Origin of the sequence: Paenibacillus larvae subsp. larvae, assembly GCF_002003265.1 — a bacterium.
GTDB classification, from domain to species: Bacteria; Bacillota; Bacilli; order Paenibacillales; family NBRC-103111; genus Paenibacillus_H; species Paenibacillus_H larvae.
The window spans coordinates 2,374,705-2,391,341 of sequence record NZ_CP019687.1; the positions used below are offsets into that span (position 1 = coordinate 2,374,705).

Sequence of the window (16,637 nt, forward strand, 5' to 3'; positions counted from 1 at the left end):
TATAGGTATGCTGGAGGTATTGTTATCTTTACAAAAAAAACGCCAAGAACCCAAGGTTCTTGACGTTCCTAAACCAGTTCAGCCTGCCATTCTACAGGCGTTACCGTAATGTCTTCTTTCAGCCAAATGTCTGTAATTTTTTTGAACAGCACAGGGTCCCCGCTGCAGAAAAACCGGTGTTCCGGTCTGAATTTCCCCGTTGCCAACTGGTTCTGATGCTGTAAAATGGTACTGACTTCCCTTGCTGTTTCTTCAGCAGAATTGATCAGGCAAACTTCAGGTCCCATCACCTTGCCAATCACGTCAGCTAAATACGGATAATGAGTACACCCAAGAATCAAACAATCCATTGATTTATCAAGTAAAGGTAAAAGGGATGACTCGACAACTTGAAGTGCCTCCTCACCATTGAAAATTCCCTTCTCTACCATCGGGGCAAGAAGCGGACAGGACTGACTATGCACTTGAATAGTGGGAGAAATGGTTTTCAGCGTTTCCTCATAAGCGCCGCTTCGGATTGTACCATCTGTCCCAATCACTCCGATTGACCCTGTTCTGGCCATTTTAATCGCTGCCCTTGCGCCCGGGGAAATAACACCAACAACCGGTATAGCTACTCTTTGCCGAATCTCTTCCAAAGCTACTGCTGTTGCCGTATTACAAGCTATGACGATCATCTTAGGATGAAACTCTATTAAATAATCTACAACTTGGCGGGTAAATAATTTGACCTCATCTGCAGGCCTCGGTCCGTAAGGAGAACGGGCAGAATCTCCGAAATAAATGATCTGCTCCTGCGGAAGCTGCCTCATCACTTCTTTAACAACCGTCAGTCCGCCGACTCCGGAATCCAAAATAGCTATCGCTTGCTGCACTATGACACGCTTCCTTTGCCGTTAATTTGGTCGTTCCTCTCCTAAACTTACTCTTTTTAATACAAGAACAGATTATGAGTCCAGAAACCAAAACGTACCTAGGACATCATATCAAATTTGCTCGTATGTGCCAAACAACCTGCTAGATTTTTATTTCCCGTATAGACCGTCTTTTACTGATCAAGTTCCAGTTTCTTAACTAAAACTTCCTTATTGGGACGGACTATCATGAAAATAAATCCGCAAGCCCCTATCAGGGCTGCAACCAAAAACGGGCTGCGTGGAGCCAGAAGATGGCCTAAAGCTCCTGAAGCGATAGGGGCGATGGCCGCACCCATCCAGCGGACAAAGTTATAAGCTCCTGAAGTTATAGACCGCTCATAAGGGGATACTTCCATGATATGGCTTGTAAACAGGGCATTGTTGAAGCCCAGGATCAACCCGCTTGAAATAATCAAGATTACTTGCAGCCAAACCGTTTGGGTCACAAAAAGCAGGATCAGCCAAATACAGCTAAGCGCTATACTAAACGGTATGATCACTTGGGGCCGGAAACTTTCTTCCAGTCTATGAGCCAATACGGCGGAACCGGCAGCAAGAAGAATCCCCCACCCGAAAAAGACGAAGCCGAGCTGAATCGCGGATAAATGAAGTACAAGCGGTGAATAAGCCAGAATAACGAAAAATCCGTAGTAATAAAACATAGAGGAGAGCGCTACTTTTAAAAATGGCCGGTACTTAATTAACCGGAATAGCTCTTTAGTTCCGGTGACCTTTCGTTTTGCCTTCCGTTCAGGTTCTTTAACCAGAATCATAACCAGAACAAAAGCCAAAAGAACCAGCATACTCGTTGCAAAGAAGGGAGCCCTCCAGCTGTAGGAACCAAGAAGGCCTCCTAATAATGGACCGCCTGCCATTCCCAACCCCATAGCCGCCTCATATAAGCCGACTGCGTCTCTCATTTTGGGGGTTAGAGAGATCAGCAAGGTCATAGCCGTGGCCATAAACAAAGAGTTACCAAGGCCCCATCCCGCACGGAATATAGCCAGCTGCGGAATATTATTTGAAACGGCACAGAGCATGGCGAATACTGTTACAATAGGCAATCCCGTAACCACCATCCGTTTATCGCCAAGTTTCGCGCTAAGCAATCCCGCAGGTATCATCATTAGAGACAATACGAGAATGTAGGCGGTAAACAGCATTTCTACCTGCCATTCGTTCGCACCGATCTGCTCCGCGATTACTGGCAAAATAGGATCAACCACCCCTATTCCCATAAAGACCAAAAAGGAGGCAAAGACGGTTATATATCTACCGGTCTTTGTCTGTCTATCTTCTTTCTCTTGAAAATCCATATATCCTCTCATCTCCTGACGTTAACTATTTACTTTTTTACTTTTCTTTCACACGCCGTTTATTCAATCCTTTCGTAACCCGTTCAAGCAACGATTCCGCATCCCGTTTAAAGAGTTCGATCTTTTTCATCTTCTGTTCCATCATAGCGATCTGCCGCTTCAGGACCTCCTCTATATCAATCAGTTTCTGAATCCTTTCCTCTTCATCCTCGTCCTGGATCGACCTGTATTCGGAACGCTTATTCTGCAGGGTATCGTTAACCTCAATAAATTCCAGAAGCTCTTGAAGAGAGAAACCAAGCACTTCCCTGGCATCCATGATCCGGATGAGGCGTTCCACATCCTCCTCCGTATATAAGCGAACCCTGCCGTCACTTCTTTTGGGCGGGCGAATTAGCCCTATCTCTTCGTAGTAACGGATAGAACGTTTAGTCAAACCGGTCTTTTTGGCAACATCGTCAATTTTCAACCATGTCATCTTCATCTCACCTTTCGATTCCACTTTTAAACTATACACCCTACTTAACGTTAACGTCAACGTTAATTTCTTTCAAACATCAGACATATAATTGATTTTGAATTCCATAGGAACTTAGATATGCGACTAATGAAATATTTTTTCATTTCACTCAATTATTAAGGAAATATTTTATTGACAGAAGCGCCCCCTAATTTATAATGAAATTGTAAGAAATTATATGTTATCTTTATCTTTTAACGAAAGGAGGATTGTTAGCGGCATCCTTACAACTTGAATCGACATACCTGCCCCCGTTTCTATCAAAGAACTTTCAGTTGAACAGGATGGTTCACCTAAATTTAATGAATTAACTCCTATATTTGTAGGAAAGACAACTTTGACGAATAATACAGACCAGGAACAAACATTATCTACAAATAGTTTTACTAAAACCATTCAAAATTCTGTTACTAATTCTACTACACACGGATTTAAATTAGGAACTAAAGCTACTGCAAAGTTCCAAATCCCTCTTGTGGGAGAAACGGGGATGGAATTATCGACTGAATATAACTTCTCAGACACATCCTCCAAAACAAACTCGACAAGTTATGCGTATACAGCCTCCCCGCAAAATATTAAAGTACCTGCACATTCGTCTGTGGAGGTAATTGTAAATTTAAATCAGGCTAAAGCGAAAGGAGATGTAAAACTCTTATCTAAAATAAGTTCTTCAGCTAATGCAACTTTTTACTATTCCTCTGGTGAAGTATATCGTCTTAGGGGTAATCTTGTTTATTTCGCAAATCATGCTCCAGATAGAAGACTATCTCCCAATCTAGATGGAACGGCAAATTTGATAGGGACCGGTAAATACGAAGTAGATTATGGAACTGATTTTTCTGTAACAGTTAAGCCTGTGAGTAAAAACCGTATATCAAAAAGATCCGTTGATGAAGGCTACACCTATAAAGTAACTCCAGAAATCAAAAAAATAGGCAGCTAAACCGAGAAAAACCCGCAGGTCTAGACTTGCGGGATTACTTCTGAGAAATCTTCAAATTTATACTCCATTCATTTTTTACCAACTACACCCAGTTCCTTTAAGGAACTCAGTTCACTTTTCGATAGTAAATTTTTGCTCCGCCTTTAAAGCGGATAGTTAAAAAGGTGAAAATATGGCTGGAGATTAAGGCTTTCTGCAAGATGAAGAAAACCTTTAGTCGTTATTAGGTTCAATTACACTCATGTCCTTTAAAGACATGAGTTCGATAGTAAATGTTTGCCACCTGTTTAAAGCAGGTCAGTTAACAGGATATAATTTCCTCTTGAGATGAAGAACTCCTTATGTTATTCTTACAAATGTGCTAGTATACCAACCTTGAATTAAGGTTGTCACCGACTCCATTTTCTAAAAATCACGTTGGCAACTTTAAGCCTTCGTGGTTTTTTTTGAATCAACTTTTTACCAGTTACACCCATGTCCTTTAAGGACATCAGTTCTTGTCAGCAACTATGGAGTATGTTATCATAACAGTATTGGTTTCCTCATAAAACATTTTCCAATTTCAGAAAAAGAAAGCCACAAGGGTAAGTATTTTTACCAACGTGGCTTTCTTTTTTCTTTAGGAGAATGATCATATTTATGTTACCCAGAACTGAAGAAAATACTCTTTTAAACCCATCTCCTTAAAGGAGATCAGTTCTTGCCAGCTTGGTTTAGGTATGATAATCTTATATCGTTCTTGGTCTCACTCGAACAAAACCCATTGTCAAAAAAAAGAAGATCGCGAAGGCGTTTAATTCGCCAAACGTGATCTTCTTTTTTGCGCATGGATAGTACCAGATTTATGGTACCCCAGAATTAAGAAACATATCCCAAACTAATCTTTTAGTCCACTCTCCCCCTTTAAGAAGGAGAGTTCATTATTGTTATTAATACAACGTTATTCGTTAGTAATGCCTGTACTTTTGTTTAATTTATGCAGGACCAACATTTTTATCTTTCAAAACATATTTATTAAACAAATGGCGAACAAGTGGACCCATAACAATTATTTGCAATGGATAAGCAGCAATAAAATTCTTACTAAATGTAGACCAGTAATCTAACATTAGGGAGCTACTATTAATACCGTCATGAAGATACTTTACTGCCAATCCAAAAAATGACATAAAGAAAGCCATACCCATTACCATAAATGTTGACATTGCGATGATAACATTTAATTTTTTAGATTTATCTATTGGTAATTTAAATACGATTTTTTTTACCCCTGGACCAACTATAAATATATCTAACATTAATGCAATAACAAACCCTAAAATAAACTCCCCTATAACTTTAGGAATTGTAATAGAACCATTTACTCCATTTAATAAAAGATTATAGATAGTCATAACTAAAACCATCCCAAAGCACATCATTAAACCAAATTGTATGCTTTCCTTCTTACTTGTTGGCATTTTCATTATCACCTCTTTCTAACTCATGTTATTATAGCGACAATGAAAAAAACTCTGTAAGTGAACATTTTGTGAACGTACTTTTTAATTATTGGGGCACTAGGCAGATCAAAACCCACGGATACATCATTACTGCTCCTTCTTCACTGCACTCTTACCAGCACTATACAGCCCACATGAAGTAAGACCGGAGATAATACCAAACATAACACTTGTCCTTACATCACCCGGGAAGTAAACAACGCCTGCTACGATGCAGGGTAACGGAAAGAACGGGAGCCAGACGAACCGGCAGTCCTATTCCTTTCGCCATTTCAACAATCCCAACAATAACAGCAACAATGACAACATCTGTGATTTCTATATTCATAGCGTCCTCCTAAAGGCTACTCGCCAAAATGTGGTTATTCAACCATGCCAGGCTCATCAACGGTAAGGCAACGGTTTTCTATTTTAACCATCCAATTCCAGTCAGTAAACTTCCCCGCGTTCCAGGCTTTCCCCATGTTGTCATAGAGTTGTTTCCACTGCCAGTCTTCCAGTTGTAATGTTCTATTCTTTGAAAAAGCAGACAGAATGGCTCAAAAAGGACCTTTCCTCCACGAAAAAAAGATGGAAAATTGTGGCCTTCCATCGTGCCGCCTATCAAAGTAATCCGACCCGTGAGGAGGACGCCACTAAACGGATCATTGCCCCTATTCTCGAAGCTGCAGGCGTAGATCTGATACTAACGGGACATGACCACGCCTATGCCAGAACATTCCCGATGAAGGGCGGAGCCAAGACCGGAGAACAGGAAAAAGGAACGTTTATCTGATTGGAGGTTCGCCGGGTCCTAAGTTTTATCCGGAAAGACCTTATGAATACTTTGAAGCGTTATATGGAGAAGATACCCAAGTTTATACGAATACCCGGGTGACGTCAAAGAACATAAAAGTGGAAGTCCGGAATATCAGGGGGGAAATGATCGATACCTTCCTGCTGGGCAAAAAGAAAAAACATCAGCCCGAAAAAACCAAAGAAACCGAAGCTCATGAAAAAAATGGAGAGTAACCTCCCTTATATCCTCATATGCTCAAAGCCCCCCGCTTAATGCGGGAGGCTTTGAGCATATATATCTAATTAAATTTGGGAAGCCACTCTCCATGAGCCTCAATCAGATCGTCACACAAGGAGACGATGTCATCCAGGGATAATTCAGAAGAGGTATGGGGATCAAGGAAGGCTGCATGATAAATATGCTCCTTTTTGCCCGTTATGGCCGCTTCAATCGTAAGCAGCTGTGTATTGATGTTCGTCCTGTTAAGTGCAGCCAGCTGAGGAGGAAGATCCCCTATATAGACCGGGTTGATTCCACTTGCATCTACCAGACACGGTACTTCCACGCATGCGTCTTTAGGCAGATTGGTAATCAGCCCCGTATTCATCACGTTGCCGCCAATTTTGTAAGGGCGGTTCGTCTCCATAGCCTCCAGGATGTAAGAGGCATATTCATGGGAGCGATGATGTTCCAGATTTTTATTATGAACCAGATCTTTCTTCATTTGTTTCCAGCTTTCAATCTGGTGCAAACAGCGGCGCGGGTATTCGTCAAGCGGAATATTCAGCTTATCAATCAGTTCAGGATATGTCTGTTTAATAAAATACGGGTGATACTCCGCATTATGCTCGGAAGACTCCGTCACGTAGTAACCAAATTTGAACATCAGTTCAAATCGTACCATATCTCCGTGTTTTTCTTTTTGTTTTTGTTTGGCCCGGCGTTTAATATTTGGATACAAGTCCCTTCCGTCCTTTGTCACTTCAAGAAGCCAGGCCATATGATTAATACCGGCGATTTTTGATTGTACACCGGCCTCCTCCATGCCAAGCTGATGGAACAAGTCAGGGACACAAACCTGGACACTGTGGCATAACCCGACCGTCTTTACCCCACCGTAGGTATTCATAACGTTGGTCAAGACAGCCATCGGGTTGGTATAATTCAGAAACCAGGCATCCGGACAAACCTCCCGGATGTCTTCGGCAAATTCCATCATAACGGGAATTGTTCGTAAATTGCGGAAAATGCCGCCGATCCCTACCGTATCCGCAATCGTCTGCCTAAGGCCGTATTTTTTCGGAATTTCAAAATCAGTAATGGTACAAGGATCGTATCCCCCTACCTGGATAGCATTCACGACATATTTTGCTCCTCTCAGAGCTTCTTTCCGGTCCGTGCAGGCTTGAACACGGCAGGTACTGCCTGTTGTTTGCTTCAAGTTTTGCAGCATCTGTTCCGAATCACGGAGTCTTTCTCCGTCAATATCGAACAGCGCCAGCTCAAATCCCGAAAGCGATTCCGTGAGCATGCAATCGCCCAGTACATTTTTGGCAAATACCGTACTTCCCGCCCCTAAAAACGTAATCTTGGACATGACTTATATCCTCCCCGAAAAGTGATAGTTCTTCCTTGAATCAATATATAAGACCGGTGACGATTGAAGAACTGGCGGCTGCCCCCGGGTATCAATCACCGTACTTAAGCAGGAAACGGGAATGAGCACTAGCCAATTTTTACCAAAAATGAACGAGCCAAAACCCTGCTCGGCCAACCGCTGACTATTGAAGAGAATTGCTTCTTCTGTCGGCTTTTCTGATCCGCTCTATTTTTCCAAGCAATGTGAACTACCCACCACCTACGCTAACGCTTAGAGGCGGGGGCTTCTAAGGTAGTCATACCTAACGGTACAAAATTTACTTAGCTATTGAGCCTGTCCCATGCTCTATATAGGTTATGCTAACAATCGCAGCCCTTCACGTTTGATGTTGAAGGCCGCATTCCAGTCCCTGTTTACTATAAAACCACATTCACAGCGGAATGTACGATCAGAAAGGGATAAAGATTCTTTTTTCCGACCACAACAAGAGCAAGTTTTAGAAGAGGGAAACCACTTGTCGATTTTGATCAGCTTTTTTCCTTGTTCCTCTAACTTGTACTGGAGGAATGTCGTGAACATCCCCATGCATGATCAGCAATACTTTTACCGAAATTTAGGGCTTGTGACATTCCCTTCATATTGAGGTCTTCGATCACCACGCCGTCATACCGTTTCGCTAATTTTGCGATTCCTTATGTAGAAAGTCTTTTCGTTGATTGGCAATTCTTTCATGCAGCTTCGCTACTTCCAGTCCCTGTTTATGCCAACGATTAGAGCCTTTCTTTCTGCGTGATAGAATACGCTGTTTCTTCGCTAATTTTTCCAAGGCTTGCCGATAGAAACGAGGGTAATTGGCTGTCTTCCCTTCTTCACTATCGACAAATAAGCCATTCATGGAAAAATCTAAGCCAACAACAGCTTGTATTTGTTTTTGTATAGGTTGATGTTCGTTTTCAGTGAGAATAGAAACATAGTATTTCCCTGTTTTTGTTCGAGAAACTGTACAAGACTTGATGATGTGATGAGACGGAATTTCTCGATGTTGCTTCATTTTTACAAGTTTCAGTTTCGGTAACTTGATAAAGCCATCCAAAAGCATGATGTTTCCGCTGACTACATTTGTTGTATACGTTTGTCTCGCTAGCGCTTTTTTGTCATCCTTGAATTGCTCATAGGTTTCCTTTCGTTCAGCCAGCATTTTGTTGTAGACAAAACGAACGCAGCCGAAAGTTTTCGCCAGAAGTTGTTCTTATTCTTGTGTTGGGTACAAACGGAACTTATATGCCTTGTTTGCCATAACGAATCACCTCATTTCTATTCCATTATATAACAAAACGTATGTTTTGATAAAAGAAAACACCCTTCATCTCCCACCTATAGAGGAAGGAGACTTCTGGTGTATTACGTTAAAAAATGGTTCGGGCAGGGAGCCAAGCGAGTATAGGCGAGAACGGCCTTTTGCACAATATGATTGTTCGCTATAAGATAAAGAAAGTGGTTTTATTTGAGACTCCCACGGCTAAAGCCGCAAGCTGACACCTTCGGTATCACTGGGATTCTTGGGTGGTAGTCGGTCATGCATTTCTGCTAACCGTAGTTCCCCCAAGTTCAGGGCTGTCTCATCAGCCCGTCCTAAGACAGTACATATAGCATCTTAGGCTGACAGACTGTTACCATCTGCCACAGGTTGATTCATGATATTGATCGCTCCAACCCGATCTCGATGAGCGTTGAATCCGCATGAACATTCGTACCCTCTGTCTTTCGCTTTGTTCTTCTCCGCACAGGCAGGACATGTTTGAGAAGTGTAGGCAGGATTTACCTCCACAATCTTTATGCCGACTAGGTTTGCTTTGTAGGAGATGAATTGTTGAAGCTGATAAAAAGTCCAACTATGCAGATTCTTTGCGTTTTTGCGGCTTGTTCTTGCCGTCTTGCGAATATTCTCCAGTCGTTCAAGCTTGATTATGGACACATTTTCCTGAATGGCTGTATCGACAATTTGCCGACTAATCTTATGATTTTGATCTTTCATCCAACGTTGCTCTTTATTACCTGGCTTACGAATGGCAGACAATTTTTTGAGTTTACCTAATTTACGTCTGCGTTGTTGGTACTTTCTTCGTATATACTTGTTTTCTCTGCCGTTTCCAAAGAATCGGGTTTTACCCGTAGAAGTTACAGAAACAGCGGGAACTTTCAAACCAAGATCAATACCCATGATGTTTTCGTTGTTTGTTACGCTTGTAGGTACTTCTATTGAAATTTGAGCGTACCATTTTCCTGACTTTTCGATAATACGCATCAATCCAAGTTTGGCTTTTCTTAACAGTTCCATATCATCCGTTCAACTATACAACTACAACAATTGAACGAAAAATACACGCACATGGCTATTTTTTGCCCTGCCCATCCCATGAAGGGATGTTCTGGCAAAGCCGGCTTTCATCCCACGATTAAAACCGTGGGCTTTCAGTTGGAAATTAATGTAAAAGGGGGACTAGAGATGACACCTTATATTGGCATAGAGGAACGTTTTTCCGGAAAATCCGTCATGCTGCAGCTCCTCCAACCCCGGTATACGAAAGCTTACCATCAATTCCGTAATGAGAACCGGCCCTTTTTCACCCCATTTGAAGGGTTAAAGGATGATGCTTCCTTCACGCTTGCCTCGCACCAGGCAGCTGTCCAGCAGTCCGTTGAGGAAGCCGATTTGGACAAAGCTTACGGTTTCGGTATTTTTTTGCGTGCCTCCGGGACCCTGATCGGAACAATCCGGCTCAGTATGATTTCCCGAGGGGTCTTCCAGAATGCATATTTGGGCTATTCCATGGCTGAAAAATATAACGGGCACGGTTTTATGACCGAGGCTGTTAACCTCTGCCTGAATGTAGCCTTCGGAGCACTCAAGCTTCACCGGGTTCAGGCTAATGTAATGCCCCGCAATCTTGCTTCACAGCGCGTTCTGGAGAAGAACGGATTCACAAGGGAAGGTTACAGCAGGAATTATCTGAAAATCAACGGCAAGTGGGAGGATCATATCAACTTCGCTATCCTGGCGGAAGACTATCAAAAATAAAAAATTGTCTTAAAAAACGGGACCCAAATGAAGGTTGAACCGTGATCCGCAAGATGGACAATTTGAAAAAAGTGACCGTTGGACTTGTCAACATTCACTGGACACTAAGTCAGGCAAATTTTATGTTCAGCCTTCTCAAATTCAATAGGAGAAAGATAATCAAAGAAGATGATGGGCACAACCATCGTCCATGTTCATCCAAATGATACGCAGAGTTATCTGCTTATTACGAAAATAACTAGCAATAAATAACAAATACTTATAGTTATAAGTATAGTAACCATTATATATTTCAAAGAAGATCGTTTATATTTATTCTTTGAACATTGTAATTGTCTAAGTTGTGATTCTATTTCATTTATCTCTCTTTAAGCTTTTCAATCTCTCCATCATTTCCCATATCTTTACCTCCCATAAAAATTAATATTTCTCTTGTGTCTGAATCCATTTCATAACTTAGATTTCCAACCGAAGAGGTACAAACTATAAATAAAATCTGAACCGGATTTATCTACATCTTCTCCATTAAACGCTCGCCAGTTGTTTAATGAAATTGATACATCTTTAAAAACCTTCCAATATTGACAAGGCGCGTTACAGCATTTCGGCTGTAGCCGAGGCCACCGGATACACGGATGAGAAATATTTCAGCAAATCGTTTAAGAAATTGGAAGGGCTCTCGCCGAACCAGTTTCGTAAAAAGAGAGCCGGAGGATACTACATATGAAGAAAATCCCCTCCGGTCACATGCTGGTACCAGAGGGGAGATCTCGTCATTTGGAGAGCGCAGCCGTTTGCTGTTCTTCCTGCATATTCCCGGCGGAAGTTTCTTCCCCGACTGTTGGCTGGGCAGGTTCAGCCGTTTTGTCTTTTTGCCTAAAGTTGTCAATCACTTCGGAAGCTGCCGTCTTGGCTTTTCCTACCCATTCTGTAGTCGTTGTACTCACGGTTCCCGCCACTTCCTGGGTTTTCTCTGCTACGGCACCGGCAAATTGTGCTGTTTTTTCTCCAACCTGCTGGGCCTGCTGCTTGATGTCCGCCCTAAGTTCTTTTCCGGGTTTAGGAGCAAATAAAAGTGCTGTGATGGCGCCAAGCACGCTGCCGGCTACTACCCCAACCAGAATGTCTTTTGTTCTTTGTGATTTTCCCATGTTCTCCCTCTCCTTTTTTTACTCGTAGAAGTATGGTAATCCGCCACTGTTCCGGCAATGTTCTAAACTGCCGCTTTGTCTGCTTCATTCGCCCCTTTCAGAGCCCGCCAAAGCTCCGCCCCGGTCGCAGAGCACCTGATGATTCCCTGCCACTTGCCCTGCTCCTCCTTGACGGCTTCCTCCATGTAGGAGAAAGAACGCTGCACGGCATCCGAAGCATACCTCACCGCAGAAGAGGCATGATGAGCCGCGGAACTTAACTGCTCAGCCGCGCCTGTACAGGACCGGACCGTTCCCAGAACAGCTGCGGCCTCGGCGGCTGCCGTTTCAGCCGAATGAATCATCCCCGCCAAAGGTTCTTCTACTTCGGCCATCAGCTTTTGTGCTTGAGCCGCAGTCCGGCTTGCCTGCTCCAGAAAGGCCGAAGCTTTTTTCATCAGAAGAATTCCTTGGCTCAGCACTACCATCAGCCAGATCACCAGCAGCAAACCGGCTCCTGAAGCTGTTAAGGCTGCTATTTCTCCTGCTGTCATTCTATCTCCTCCCCATGCTGTTATACAGTTCGCCGCCTGGTTGTTTACTCAACTTCAAGCATGATGGGTGGCTGCCTTAATGGTTTTCCTTCTATACCGGGCGGCGGAAAACCTTCTAAAAGAACGATAAATCCATTCCTCTTGTGAAGTTACTACATTATAGGCAGACGCCCATAACTTTGACACCCTTTTTTATAAAAAAATTCCGCTCAACAAAATTCATGAAGAATTTCTCTAAATGGGATTCATTAGTTATCGGATTATCGCCCCTTAATCTTGGAGGGGTAAAACCGGTCCATAATGGTCTTCACCCGGATTATCGCATCTTCTATATCCTCTACTTTGCACACGATCGGTTCAAGGGCATAATTCTGTTCGGCATGCAAATATCGCGGATCATAATAGTATTCCAAGAGCAGCTCGACAGCCTCTTCAAAGCGGTCCGCAAGCAGATCCTGCTCAATCTGACGGGCAATCGGCGTATGAATCCGGGACTTGATCCGCCTAAAGGCACTGATGTACTCTTCTTTATGCAGGTCCGGCTTGTACTCTTCAATAATATGACGGACTCTTTGCTTAATTGGCATTCGAAGAATAATCTGCTGCCCTGCTTCCTTGGCTGTAACCAGAAAATCCGGCAAGACCACTTTGCCAATCCGCTTGCTTTCGGCCTCGACCAGAACGAAAGGGGCATCCTTCCACTGGAGGATCCCTTCCACAAACAGAGCTTCAAACGTCTTTTGGTTATTGGCTTCAAGCCCGGTTTGACCGAAGATGGACCCTCTGTGCCCGGCCATTCCTTCCAAATCGAGGACAGGATAACCTTCATCTGCAAGCTTGCGGAGCATCTGCGTTTTCCCAATGCCTGTATGTCCGCCTATTACAATACATGGCGGCAGGGAAGGTTTTTTCCCCAATGTCTCTACGACCCACTTGCGGTAAGCCCGTATTCCCCCTTGTAACCGGGAGACATGAATATCCATTAACGACAGGACCGTAGCCGTTGTCCGGCTTCTCATGCCCCCCTCCAGCAGAAGACCGCTTTTCTTCCCGGAATTTCGGCAAACTGCCTAATAAAAGCAGGGAGCTTGGCCGAAACCACTTCCAGTCCTTTTTCCTTAGCGGCCTGAATGCTGACCTGTTTATATAAAATCCCTATCTCCCTGCGTTCTTCATCCGAAAATAGTGGAATGTTCCGGCTTCCCGGAATGGTGAAGTCCACGAACTCGCTGGGAGAGCGCACATCAATCAGTTGGATGTCCCGGCGCTCCTGAAGTTCCAGCAGTTCTTGTATCGTTATGTCCTGAAACATTCGTTCCACTCCTTTTGCGTCTCACACCTGCCCCGACAGAAGGGGCAGGGTCCTTCACTTTATCGTCCCTTCCACGACGATATGATCCGGATGGTCGGCGGTGATTTCGCCGATCCTGCTCGCTTGGACGCCCCTATCCCGCAAAGCGGCAAGCAGGACGTCCGCATGGTCCGAGGATGCCGCTATCAGCAGCCCGCCTGACGTCACCGCATCGCACAGCATCCACTGGGCCACTTGGTCCAGAGCCGGGTTGAAGGTGACGGAGCCTTCCAGGTGCGCATAGTTGTTCTTGGTGCCGCCCGGCACAAAGCCCGCGTCCGCGAGTTCACGGACACGCGGCAGGAACGGCACCTGCGAAGCGTCTATGCGCACACCGACATCGCTGCCTTTCGCCATCTCAGCGGTGTGGCCCAGCAGGCCGAAGCCTGTGATATCGGTGCATGCATGCACCTCATAGGGTTCCATCGCTTCGGCCGCTGTTTTGTTGAGCGTGGTCATGACCCGAGTGACCCGCTCAATCTCTTCCCTGCTCAGCTGGCCTTTCTTGATCGAAGTGGTTAGGATGCCCACCCCGATCGGTTTGGTCAGGATTAGCTGGTCTCCCGGCTTGGCCCCGGCATTGGCCCGTACTTTGTCCGGATGTACAATCCCGGTCACTGCCAGGCCGAATTTGGGTTCCTTGTCATCGATAGAGTGGCCGCCGACAAGAGTTGCCCCCGCTTCCTTTACCTTATCGGCTGCTCCGCGCAATATATCCGCAAGGATTGACTTTTCGAGTTGACTAATTGGAAAAGCCACGATATTTAATACCGTTAACGGTTTTCCGCCCATGGCATAAACATCGCTAAGTGCATTGGCCGCCGCTACTTGACCGAACGAGTAAGGATCATCCACAATGGGGGTAAAAAAATCTACAGTCTGCACAAGAGCCAGTTCGTCGGTCAGCTTGTACACACCGGCATCATCACTGGCATCAAGACCAACTAACAGATTTGGATTGGACTCAGCAGGAGGCAAAAGCCGGAGCACTTGGGATAAATCGGCCGGACCTATTTTGCATCCGCAGCCTCCTTTGCTGGATAATGTGGTCAACCGGATAAGGTTTGCATCGCTCATTAAAATTCCTCACCTTTCATTCACCTTCATATATTGGAAAGAAACCTGCTTTGCTGGTCCAAGCAAGTCTCCTGGCAAGTATTCACTCTTTTTAACGTATCACAGTTTAAGAAAGAAGAAAAGTTAAGCTTAACGCAAGTATGACAAGATAAGGCCGCATCGTTTTTGAAAGCCTCCCTATGGTTTTATAAGGATCTCGATGATTGTCTTGTTTAAGCCGGGATAAAGCTAAAAAGCCACACCCGGCCGCAGTCTTCCCTGCTTCCGGGTAGTGGCTTTTATCGTTCATTATGACGAACCTTTTTTTTGAATTGTATATTTACAGCATTGACCGCCTTTAGCCAAGCATTCTTTACGTTCCACCTTGGCCTCAAGCAGGCTTTCAAAGAGGGAAAGCTCACAAGCGCACGCATGCTCATATTCATTGGCCACCTGAGCAATCGGGCAATTGAACTCTTTTAGTTCATAAGTTTCTTCCCCAACAGGTTCCCATTCTACCATATATCCGTTTTCATTCTGGATTTTGGCCAGAGCGGAAACTTTGTCGGATAACGTCTTTCCTTCCATAAACAGTTTATAAGAAAAGTACATTCTTTCTTTTCTTTTGTCGAACAGTTCCTGTACCCATTCTTTCCCCAAATCAGCGGCCAACATGTCAAGCAGTTCGAGTGTCAACTGTTGATATTTCTTGGGAAATAAATCATCGGCCTGGCTTGTCAGGGAATATACTTGGGCGGGTCGTCCCATCCCTTGCCGGACCAGTTTGGATTGAAGCAGACCGTCACGGTCCAAAGTATTTAAATGACGCCTCACCGCCATCTCAGTGATGCCTAGTTCCTTCGCCATGTCGCTGACACTAAAAGGTCCGCTTGTCTTCAACATCGTCAAAATGATTTTACGTGTTGACGTTTCACTATCCTGGGCCATGACTATCATCCTCCACCCCGTACTTAGTGCCATTTTACCTTAACCTGTCCGATAAGTAAATTAAGAAACAAAAATGTATATTATATCTGAATATATAGAACAACGTATACTACCGGGATTTTGAATAATTCTTTTAAATTTACTGTATCGCCGTCGGTTTCATAGAACAAAGAAATAACAGTCAGTATCCGGACCTTAAAAAATCCCTTCTTTTTCTGAAGGGATTCGAAGTTGTAGACAAAGTATGTAAAGGAAAAAGGTTTTCAGTCTCAGATTATTCCTGTTTCAATTCTTTCTTAATAAATGCTTTCACAGATTCGGTAAAAGAAGGCAAGGTTTCCCGGATTTTCGGCAGAAGCGGATGCACACCTTTCCTTTCAAGATCCATATATTCCTGAACCAGCGGCCTTCTTAGCCGTACGAGTTCCAGTAAGATAAAGGCTATGTCTTCAGAGAAAACCTGCTCCCCTTTTAAAATCTCAATAATATCCTCGTAGCTGCTGGCATCTCTCATAATAAAGCCATCAATCAGAAGACTCCCGACATCCGTTACCGTTTCAATAGCAAGGTGCAGGGCTCTTTCCTGGGCGAAATGTTCTGTGGCCGAAAGATTGCCCTGGTTCGGTGACTCTATAATGGTCTCGCAAACCTGCTGAATAGCCGGAATGAAATCCAATCTGCTATGTACCTGATCCCAATTAATGTAATACATGTCACAATCTCCTTTTCTTCGCGGGGCGTTGTCAGCATTCCACTGATTCCAGTTTATGTCTGCCCAGCAGGGGAGTCAAGTTTGCTGGGAGCGATTTCACACGATCTTTTATTGCGGGTGGACTTGCAGATTCCCTTTATTCTACCAAACCCCGCGATCTATTAATCCTGCACAGTCTCTATACAATTAAGCTGGGGATATGCGGAGCATTAATTCAGTTCATCCATA

At 44.0% G+C, this 16,637-nt stretch carries 15 protein-coding genes and 3 pseudogenes; 4 read left to right on the forward strand and 14 right to left on the reverse strand.

Annotation, left to right across the window (positions count from 1 at the left end; translation table 11 throughout):
- Positions 1-68: 68 nt before the first annotated feature.
- The 3 genes from racE to BXP28_RS12340 all read right to left on the reverse strand — a co-directional run bounded on the left by racE (position 69) and on the right by BXP28_RS12340 (position 2,711).
- Positions 69-875 (reverse strand): glutamate racemase, encoded by an 807-nt coding sequence (racE, locus tag BXP28_RS12330; RefSeq protein ID WP_023483961.1) that lies wholly within the window; start codon positions 873-875, stop codon positions 69-71.
- A 173-nt stretch (positions 876-1,048) separates the two neighbouring features.
- Positions 1,049-2,233, reverse strand: a complete 1,185-nt coding sequence (locus tag BXP28_RS12335) for an MFS transporter (RefSeq protein WP_036655147.1) — start codon at positions 2,231-2,233, stop codon at positions 1,049-1,051.
- Between the two features lie 37 nt (positions 2,234-2,270).
- Positions 2,271-2,711, reverse strand: coding sequence for a MerR family transcriptional regulator (locus BXP28_RS12340; protein WP_036655149.1), 441 nt, complete (start codon positions 2,709-2,711; stop codon positions 2,271-2,273).
- A gap of 379 nt (positions 2,712-3,090) precedes the next feature.
- Between BXP28_RS12340 and BXP28_RS12345 the strand changes: the two genes are divergently transcribed.
- Entirely contained in the window at positions 3,091-3,699 is a 609-nt protein-coding gene (locus BXP28_RS12345) for an ETX/MTX2 family pore-forming toxin (protein WP_051427926.1), read from the forward strand.
- A gap of 974 nt (positions 3,700-4,673) precedes the next feature.
- Here the strand turns inward: BXP28_RS12345 and BXP28_RS12350 are convergent.
- A complete protein-coding gene (locus tag BXP28_RS12350; protein ID WP_036657034.1) occupies positions 4,674-5,159 on the reverse strand; it encodes a DUF2798 domain-containing protein in 486 nt (161 codons plus the stop codon).
- A gap of 223 nt (positions 5,160-5,382) precedes the next feature.
- On the reverse strand, positions 5,383-5,529 hold the full coding sequence (locus tag BXP28_RS24265) for a hypothetical protein (protein WP_024093612.1): 147 nt from the start codon (positions 5,527-5,529) through the stop codon (positions 5,383-5,385).
- A 252-nt stretch (positions 5,530-5,781) separates the two neighbouring features.
- Between BXP28_RS24265 and BXP28_RS12360 the strand changes: the two genes are divergently transcribed.
- A complete protein-coding gene (locus BXP28_RS12360) occupies positions 5,782-5,976 on the forward strand; it encodes a hypothetical protein (RefSeq protein WP_235430665.1) in 195 nt (64 codons plus the stop codon).
- Positions 5,977-6,277: 301 nt separating this feature from the next.
- On the opposite strand, the gene BXP28_RS12365 is transcribed toward BXP28_RS12360, so the two are convergent.
- The 3 genes and pseudogenes from BXP28_RS12365 to BXP28_RS12375 form a co-directional block, all read right to left on the reverse strand.
- Positions 6,278-7,576 carry an alpha-glucosidase/alpha-galactosidase gene (locus tag BXP28_RS12365; RefSeq protein ID WP_023484765.1) on the reverse strand — a complete coding sequence of 433 codons (1,299 nt, stop codon included), beginning with the start codon at positions 7,574-7,576 and terminating at the stop codon, positions 6,278-6,280.
- 357 nt (positions 7,577-7,933) lie between these two features.
- Positions 7,934-8,819, reverse strand: a pseudogene (locus tag BXP28_RS12370) (RNA-guided endonuclease InsQ/TnpB family protein).
- A 414-nt stretch (positions 8,820-9,233) separates the two neighbouring features.
- Positions 9,234-9,908, reverse strand: a pseudogene (locus BXP28_RS12375) (RNA-guided endonuclease TnpB family protein); the annotation flags it as partial.
- 177 nt (positions 9,909-10,085) lie between these two features.
- Here BXP28_RS12375 and BXP28_RS12380 point away from each other — a divergent pair.
- Positions 10,086-10,658 carry a GNAT family N-acetyltransferase gene (locus tag BXP28_RS12380; RefSeq protein ID WP_024093605.1) on the forward strand — a complete coding sequence of 191 codons (573 nt, stop codon included), beginning with the start codon at positions 10,086-10,088 and terminating at the stop codon, positions 10,656-10,658.
- Positions 10,659-11,259: 601 nt separating this feature from the next.
- Positions 11,260-11,385 carry a helix-turn-helix domain-containing protein gene (locus BXP28_RS12385; protein ID WP_374049710.1) on the forward strand — a complete coding sequence of 42 codons (126 nt, stop codon included), beginning with the start codon at positions 11,260-11,262 and terminating at the stop codon, positions 11,383-11,385.
- A 46-nt stretch (positions 11,386-11,431) separates the two neighbouring features.
- On the opposite strand, the gene BXP28_RS12390 is transcribed toward BXP28_RS12385, so the two are convergent.
- From BXP28_RS12390 to BXP28_RS12420, 6 genes and pseudogenes are all read right to left on the reverse strand, one after another.
- Positions 11,432-11,809, reverse strand: coding sequence for a YtxH domain-containing protein (locus BXP28_RS12390; protein WP_023484532.1), 378 nt, complete (start codon positions 11,807-11,809; stop codon positions 11,432-11,434).
- 62 nt (positions 11,810-11,871) lie between these two features.
- Positions 11,872-12,342: a hypothetical protein gene (locus tag BXP28_RS12395; protein ID WP_023484531.1), complete on the reverse strand. Its 471-nt coding sequence runs from the start codon at positions 12,340-12,342 to the stop codon at positions 11,872-11,874.
- Between the two features lie 260 nt (positions 12,343-12,602).
- Positions 12,603-13,654: pseudogene (gene mnmH / locus BXP28_RS12400) on the reverse strand (tRNA 2-selenouridine(34) synthase MnmH).
- Positions 13,655-13,708: 54 nt separating this feature from the next.
- Complete coding sequence (selD, locus tag BXP28_RS12405) at positions 13,709-14,770, reverse strand: selenide, water dikinase SelD (protein ID WP_023484529.1); 1,062 nt, start codon at positions 14,768-14,770, stop codon at positions 13,709-13,711.
- Positions 14,771-15,058: 288 nt separating this feature from the next.
- Positions 15,059-15,697 (reverse strand): helix-turn-helix transcriptional regulator, encoded by a 639-nt coding sequence (locus BXP28_RS12415; protein WP_023484528.1) that lies wholly within the window; start codon positions 15,695-15,697, stop codon positions 15,059-15,061.
- 274 nt (positions 15,698-15,971) lie between these two features.
- Positions 15,972-16,409, reverse strand: coding sequence for a DUF86 domain-containing protein (locus tag BXP28_RS12420; RefSeq protein WP_023484527.1), 438 nt, complete (start codon positions 16,407-16,409; stop codon positions 15,972-15,974).
- Positions 16,410-16,637: the final 228 nt, after the last annotated feature.